The organism is Pluralibacter gergoviae ATCC 33028 = NBRC 105706, assembly GCF_001598855.1.
GTDB classification, from domain to species: domain Bacteria; phylum Pseudomonadota; class Gammaproteobacteria; order Enterobacterales; family Enterobacteriaceae; genus Pluralibacter; species Pluralibacter gergoviae.
The window spans coordinates 1-977 of the sequence record NZ_BCZS01000091.1 but is presented as its reverse complement, the minus strand read 5'-3'; the positions used below and the strand labels follow the sequence as shown (position 1 = coordinate 977).

Annotated in this window: 2 protein-coding genes; both read right to left on the bottom strand. The window is 52.6% G+C overall.

Annotated elements, in window-relative coordinates:
- Positions 1-166 precede the first annotated feature (166 nt).
- On the bottom strand, positions 167-472 hold the full coding sequence (locus ENGE1_RS26230; protein WP_004187339.1) for a hypothetical protein: 306 nt from the start codon (positions 470-472) through the stop codon (positions 167-169).
- A gap of 61 nt (positions 473-533) precedes the next feature.
- On the bottom strand, positions 534-977 hold a 444-nt coding region (locus tag ENGE1_RS26225), incomplete at its 5' end, for a DUF1380 family protein (RefSeq protein WP_255265533.1).

Sequence of the window (977 nt, the reverse complement as noted above, 5' to 3'; positions counted from 1 at the left end):
TCGAAAGACCGGATTGCCTTTCGTTGTGATTATTATACGTCTAATGAGCCATATTAATCAAGCAAAATATTCCCGCCTGCCTGAATATTTTCAGGCGGGAGAACTCTTTCCCCTGTCCATTTTTGGGGGCAGGATCACGCCTGCCCCCTTCTGATTCACATGATTACTATGACTTTGTTTCAGCGTTAAAGTGTACGGCTGCGATCCTGACCAACGGGATCACCGCGCTTTCCTCATCGAGCACACGAAAATTTATCGCTTCCCCCAGGTGCATCAGGTTAGCGATAAAATCAACGATGATTTCGGAAACCGGGTGTCCGTCGCAGTCCTGCTCATTCAGGCGCGCAAACAGCGCCAGCGCCTTAGCGGCCTTGATTGCCCGCTCTTCGTTTTCTTCGTCCATACTGCCGAAACACCATTGCCCCTTTTCAATCAGGGCCAGCGTGTCGTAATAGGCTTCATTCTGGGACATGTTTTTTCCTCCTGCGCCAGTCGGGGCGCTACCGTAAAAGTTCGCTGCGTTACTGCGTGAATTAGCCGTTAATCACCTTCGTGATGCACTCCAGCGCCTCAGACTCCTGCGGATAAAGTCGGCGTGCAGCTCCTTCACCAGACTGGATTTCTTCCAGCCGGATAAACTGCGCCGCCAGCGCCACGACTTTTTGCAGCGCCTCGGCATTGACCTCTATCTTTCGATCGCGGGCGGCATCTTCGCGCACCTGCTTTGCCAGGCTCCAGACGGTATCTTTTCCAACGCCATAACGGCTGTGTGAACTGCATTCCGCGATTTCTGCCAGAACGGCTTCGGCCTCATCGTCAGTGAGGTTCATATCACTGGTGCAGTCATGGACATCTTCAGCAGTCCAGATCAGAAGGCTGATCCGCTGCTGTGGTTCAAAACTATCGAGAAGCCTTGCGCAAATTTCATTTACGTTACCGTGCATTGTAAAACTCCTGCGCCAGTCGGGGCGCTGCCG